We start from the raw sequence: 6,143 nt of genomic DNA on the forward strand, positions 1-6,143 counted from the left end.
GCGCGCGGTTACCGTGCTGTATGACAAGGCGCGCTTCGATCTTGACGGAAACCGCGCCGCGCAGGTCGCAATCGAACGGCAGGATCTTGACGAAATTCTCGGCAACCTGATCGAGAACGCGGCCAAATACGGCGGCGGATCGGTGTTCGTCACCATCGATCCAGTCAGCGATCCCAAGTGGTGCGAAGTGTGGGTCGAGGATGACGGCACCGGCATCCCCGAAGTAGAACGCGAACGCATCTTCGATCGCGGCGCGCGGCTCGATACCGGCAAGCCCGGCACCGGGCTGGGTTTGGCAATCGTTCGCGATGTGGCGGAAATTTACGGTGGGTCGGTGACGCTGGACGAGAGCGAAGATCTGGGTGGCCTCTTGGTGAAGCTAAGGCTACCGCGGGCGGGCGCCTGATCGGTCTGGCGCTAAAATCTTCGATTGCGTCAAGCGCCGCGATACCTAAAAACGTGGCGTGATTTTGAGCGAGGCTGAAGCGAATGCAAAAATTGCTATTGATTCCGCTACTGCTGTTATCGGCCTGTTCCTCGCTTGAAAAGCCAACCTATTCGCCGCCAGACGAAACTGCTGCCAAGTCGGCCTACATCGCCGGACAGCTTGCGCAGGCTGACATGCTTGAGGGCCGGCCTGTCGCACAAGTCAGCAAATTCCCGCAAGAAGCGATCCGAAAGGTGATCGACACAAAGACGCTCATCACCGAATTTCAGATCGAAGGTAGCATCGTTGCCTTGCGCAAGAATGCAGGAATCGACCGAGTTTCGGTTTCTGATTGCGAATGGCAGGAAATCGATCCGGAAAAGGTGGATAAAATCGCCCGCCCGATGATTGGAGAAAATCCCCCGGGTGCCTATTTCTGTCAGGCCGTAGTCTATGTGACCCAGAATTATGGCATCAAGGCCCGCGCCGCGATGGAAGGATTTTTCTTTAAGGGCACCAACAACAATTGGATGTTCATCGGCAAGGATGCTCATGGCTTCCTTCTTCCTTTCTTTATTCAGCTTATATAAGATAGCACGTGGTCTACTATTAACTTTAAATGATTTTCGCCATATAGGCTATATGTATGCTCTGACACCAGTTGCGATGGGCACTGTGCAAAGTGTGCAGTTTCTAAAAAATTGTATGCCTCATCAATGTTTTGACGCCACAATTTGCAAGACACATGCACACGCTTTTTGTATTTGTCAGCGTCAAATTGCTCTAGTTCCGTGTTGTTTTTCAAAGAGCTACATGCAGGCTATATAACATGTAAAGCTTCACTGTTTAGTACCGGTACCAAGAAACTGTTGCATTCGCTCTTAATTTTATTTGGTCTCAGTTCAGTGGTTGTCACTGACACATCTGCTTCAGTGAAACTGGTTGACGATTGACTTGTTTCTACAACTGGGTCCTTTACTACTGATTATTGACTTATAATAATTTGTCTCACACATATCTGTCTGGGACACATTAAGTACATGACTTGGAGCTTTATCAGCATGTGCACGAGCAACCAATTCAGAAACTACACATTTCTTTGAGCTCTCCAAAAGCATAAGCTATCTGATTTCCTTTCTGACTTTTTTCTGCATTCGGCATGCTTGAAGCTGTGTTGCATAAAATGTTCAATTTTTAACATTGCTTAAACAAATTGTTCATAACAGCTTCTATCACCTTGAATGCTACTACCAGGTTACAAACTATCAGTTTAATCATATATATAGATCTTTATTTTACACAAAGTGTAGCAACAGACAACCAACTCAACACAAAAATAAGTTTAAAAAACTAAAAGAAGAACACTATAGCGTTGTGTACCTAATTTAAATTTGAGAATTGAGAATTGAGAATTGAAATTTGAGAATGAGAATGAGAATTGATAATTGATAATTGAGAATTAACCCAAGTTGCTATCTAGAAATGCTATGCCAATAGGTTGAGACAATTAATTAACGAATCTTATGCAGGAAAGTTTAAATAAACAAATAAGCTCTATAACCTATACGTTGGGCAGTGCCCACCCTACAAAATATCTGTCAACTGCCTAAAATCCATAGCGGAGCGAGACACTAATCGTATTATCCTTGTATACATTAGCGGTGGAGCCGAGGGTGCGCCGGAAATCGATTTCGGCGGCATTCCAACCTAAGTAGATCGCCGAATTAGAACTAGGATCTAGATCGTAACTGAGATTTGCCCCAAATGGATTGGTCGAGATATTCCGATCGAAGGCACTGACAAATCCGCCTATTCTGAATCTGTCGCTAACTTTCCAGCTCAGATTAAAGATTGTTTTATTTTCAACGGACTCGGATAAGATATTACCAAAAAATTGCGTACCGCCGATCGAGATGTCGCCGAAGTTTAGAGCGACACCAGCATTGACAAAGCTTTGAGCGGAACGAATCGGCAGCGATTGAAGGGTAATCGAGCCATCGACAATATAATTGGCATTCACTCCCAATGTGATATTATTGCGGGGATTGGCACCGAGCGGGATGGCTTGGGTGGCATTGACAAAAAGCTGGGTGGAATATTCTGGATCGGGATTGAGGTAGCCGATGCCACCGACATTAAAACTCAAGCCTCGGGGATTGACGACGGCGTAATCAGTGCCGACGTAGGCTTTAATATTAGTAGTCGTTTTTGGCTCGAATCCAGCATTGACGATCGCGCCAGTATAATAACGCCAGAGGCTATTTTCAGTCAGATTTGCCCCGGTAAAACTAATGTGGGGATAGTAATCCGTCCGCTGGCGAATCGTATCGGTATCGACGCGGGAGACATCCCGATTTAAGACGGTGACATAACCTTGTCCGTAGGAATTTTGCAAGCCGCTGGAATTAAAGCCGAAATTATTGAGATTGACATCGACAGGGAGGCTGCCACCTTCACCGCCACCATTTGCGACGATGCGCGGTTCGCGCAGGGTAATGTAGCGATAATCCCGCAGATACTCGCGCTCGACGACTGGGGACATCCCCACCCATAGGGCTTGATGACTGGCTCCGGGCGGTACTTTGGGATCGGCACCAAAACTCGGTGCATAACCAGTACCACCTTGATACACCGTCAGGCTATTATCGGGGAGGCGGAGGGCACTGGCGGCTCGATACAGATTGGGATTGACGACGATCCGCGCGCCCGGTTTGCCAGGAGCGATACTAGTCTGAAAGTCTGGTAAGATTTGACCGATCGCATTAGTCAGCGCATTTACTAATTGATTGCGATCGCCATTAACATAATTGATCGATCGAATCGTCCGTCCCAAGGTGGATTCTACACCATTTGTCGCAAAATCCTGATTCATCCTGGTGTAATTTACCGCCACCCCAGTCCGAAATTTCTCCTGGCGTTCGCCTGTTAATACTGGCGGTGGAGAGCCTTCGGGCGGGGCGACTACGCCGACAACTGGCACGGTTAAATCGATGCCAAATTTCTCACCATTAGCCCCACCCCCAAATCCATCTCCCCTAATTGCTGTGACGGATGCTGGCGAAATAACATCGCCAAATTGAGAGGTAACTTTGACGCTAGTAGGCTGTAACTTATTGGGATCGAGGACGCTCTCGTCGATTACCAGTCCCGGTAAAAATGTACAAGTCCGCCCCGAACCATCCAGACAGTCGGCATCCAAACTAATCTGCTGGCGAAATCCTAGTAGCGTCTGCGGTTGGGCGACGGAAACGTCAATATCCTGATGTTGGGCGATGCTGCGAATACCCACCACATCCATCGTACTATTGACCCGTACCACCCGATCGGCGGTGACACTCTGAACATTCTTAGCTCCAATCAGCTTGTAGACATCAAAACTCAGATCGGTATTGCGAAAGTTGCCAGTTTCAAAGCCAGTGGTAACGACGGTGGTGGTAAAGTGCGAGACTTTGTTGCCATTGAGGATAAATTGCGTCGAAAAGGGATCGACAACTTTGGGATCTAATACTTGCGGGGCAATAATAAAGCGCGGATCTTTGACTGTCGTCGATTGCGGTGGGGCAATCGGCGCATTAATTGGCGCTACTGCTGGCGTATTATTGGGCGGGAGGAGCAGTTCTGGTGTCAGAACGGAATTAATCGGGATAATCGGCAGACTGGGCGGGAGAAAGCTCGGTGGGAGCAACAGCGGCGCGATAATTGTCGGGATGGGTGCTACCTGGGCAATTTGGGGATTGACGGGTGGAGCTAGCTGTGCAGGCTGTTCGGGCGGATTGTCCCTACTGTCTCTAGTCGCATCGGGATTGGTAGCGGTATTACTCGCCAGTTGCTCTGGAGCGATCGAATTCTCGTTATTTACCCAAATTGCCGCTGGTGCCGATTGCGCGTTGGCACTACCACCCAAAATGAAATACCAACCCGCGATCGTCAGGCAATAACAGGCTAATTTATAATTATTGTGAGAATATGCAGGTAACTGTGAATACATATATAGGGGGTTTTAAATCGATCTCGACTATTGCTCCACAGCCTTTGTCTGCAAGTTGGGAAAAAAATACCTATCCTAGTAAGTTCATTCGGTTGTACCAGGCACGAACAAAACTAGAGATAGGTAGATTTTTTGGTTTGATAAGTAACCGCTGGCTCCAAATTCGCTCGGTGGCAGCTCAGTTCTGTGTTTGGCTAGCCAATGGCTAGGTATTAGCACCAGCCAGCGACACAGGACTCGTCATCTGCACTCCCAAGGGAGCCACACGAGCTAAATCGGCACCAACTCCACTCTATTTACCGAGTGCGGGGATGTAGGATAAACCAGCCGCCGAACCAGTGTAGTTGTACTGAACGAGAGTTGTGGTACCCTCTTTCAAGTTAGTAGTTTTGAGGGTGTTGTTCATTGTGCTACCGCTTTGGCTATTAACATCACTCTTATAAGTGTTGTCGTTGTTGCCACCTTTGCTGGTATTAACGTTGCTGTTGGCAACATCACTAGTGGTATTGTTGTTAGTCTTGAAAGAGTTGTCGGTATTGTTGTTGGTTGCTAAGTTGCTGGTAGTGTTGTTGTTAGTTTTGAAAGAGTTGTCGGTATTGTTGTTGGTTGCTAAGTTGCTAGTAGTGTTGTTGTTGGTTGCTAACTCGCTATTGGTGGTTTTAGTTGTGCCACCGCTATTGGCAGTACCCTTGGTACTGTTAGACGTAGTACCTGCACCAACATCACTGGCAGCAACGCTACTGCTGCCTTTACCCGTGCTGTTACCATAGCTATTACCGTCAGTGGTAGCTTTGTTATCAGTCAGGTTGTTAGTAGCTGTTTTGTCATCGGTCAGGTTATTAACAGCCTTTTTGTTATCAGTCAGGTTGTTAGTGGCTGTTTTGTCATCGGTTAGGTTATTGACAGCCTTTTTGTTATCAGTCAGGTTGTTAGTAGCTGTTTTGTTGTCCTGGTTATTGATGTTGCTGTAGTTGTCGTAGTTGGCGTTTTTGGTAGTAGTGTCGAGTCTGTCCGATTTGTTCTCTTGACGGGTGTTGAAATCAACACGATCGGAAGTATCGTATTTTTTACTCACGTCACTAGTACTGACGTAGGAGAAAGTCACAGGCATACTGTAACCTTTAGCACTAGAGTTAGTACCACCTTTATAAGTACTAGCAGTAGCCTCAGCACTGGTGTCGCCAGTTGCTACAGCAGCAGACAGTTCGCGGACGCCCGTACCACCGCCAGAAGCATTCGATCCGGGCTGAATCGAGAAATTACCTGTAGAAGTACCATCAAATTTAATCGATACCGCAGCAGCCGTCGTACCAGTATTTGGTAACGCTTGAGCCGCCATTGGGAATAAAGCAGAACCAGCAGCAAGAGCAAGAGTTAATTTAGCTGAAAATTTCATAAGTCTCTACCGAGTAGGTTATAATTCGGACACAAGTTTTATCTGAAAATCGCACTCGTCAACAAAACTACGTGAGAGTATGGTTGCCAAGTTTCAACTTCAGACCGTTCGATCGGTACAAAGTTGACGGGTTGATTTACTTGGAAAATAATCTTCGAGCCGATCGCCATTGCTTAGATTTACAGTCAATGCTGTAATAATCTCAGCGGCGATCGAGCCATAGTTGCCAACCACTCCGCGCAGTCGAACTCAGTTCGATCGATGCAAAACGATAGCGTTGGGCAAAATTGGCTGCGTAGCAACTTCAACGATACATTCGAGAGCTATTAATT

General features: G+C 47.1%; 5 protein-coding genes. 2 read left to right on the forward strand and 3 right to left on the reverse strand.

What is annotated here, in order from left to right; translation table 11 throughout:
- Together RMO35_RS17590 and RMO35_RS17595 are read left to right on the forward strand one after the other, a co-directional pair.
- The coding region (locus RMO35_RS17590) for an ATP-binding protein (RefSeq protein WP_309742646.1) at positions 1 to 406 on the forward strand (406 nt) is incomplete at its 5' end.
- A gap of 83 nt (positions 407 to 489) precedes the next feature.
- Positions 490 to 1,017, forward strand: coding sequence for a hypothetical protein (locus tag RMO35_RS17595; protein WP_309742648.1), 528 nt, complete (start codon positions 490 to 492; stop codon positions 1,015 to 1,017).
- 1,016 nt (positions 1,018 to 2,033) lie between these two features.
- Here the strand turns inward: RMO35_RS17595 and RMO35_RS17600 are convergent.
- The 3 genes from RMO35_RS17600 to RMO35_RS17610 form a co-directional block, all read right to left on the reverse strand.
- A complete protein-coding gene (locus RMO35_RS17600) occupies positions 2,034 to 4,415 on the reverse strand; it encodes a hypothetical protein (protein WP_309742650.1) in 2,382 nt (793 codons plus the stop codon).
- 292 nt (positions 4,416 to 4,707) lie between these two features.
- Positions 4,708 to 5,811 (reverse strand): hypothetical protein, encoded by a 1,104-nt coding sequence (locus RMO35_RS17605; RefSeq protein WP_309742652.1) that lies wholly within the window; start codon positions 5,809 to 5,811, stop codon positions 4,708 to 4,710.
- 99 nt (positions 5,812 to 5,910) lie between these two features.
- Positions 5,911 to 6,045 carry a hypothetical protein gene (locus RMO35_RS17610; protein WP_309742654.1) on the reverse strand — a complete coding sequence of 45 codons (135 nt, stop codon included), beginning with the start codon at positions 6,043 to 6,045 and terminating at the stop codon, positions 5,911 to 5,913.
- Positions 6,046 to 6,143: the final 98 nt, after the last annotated feature.

It is taken from the genome of Chamaesiphon sp. OTE_20_metabat_361, from assembly GCF_031364565.1.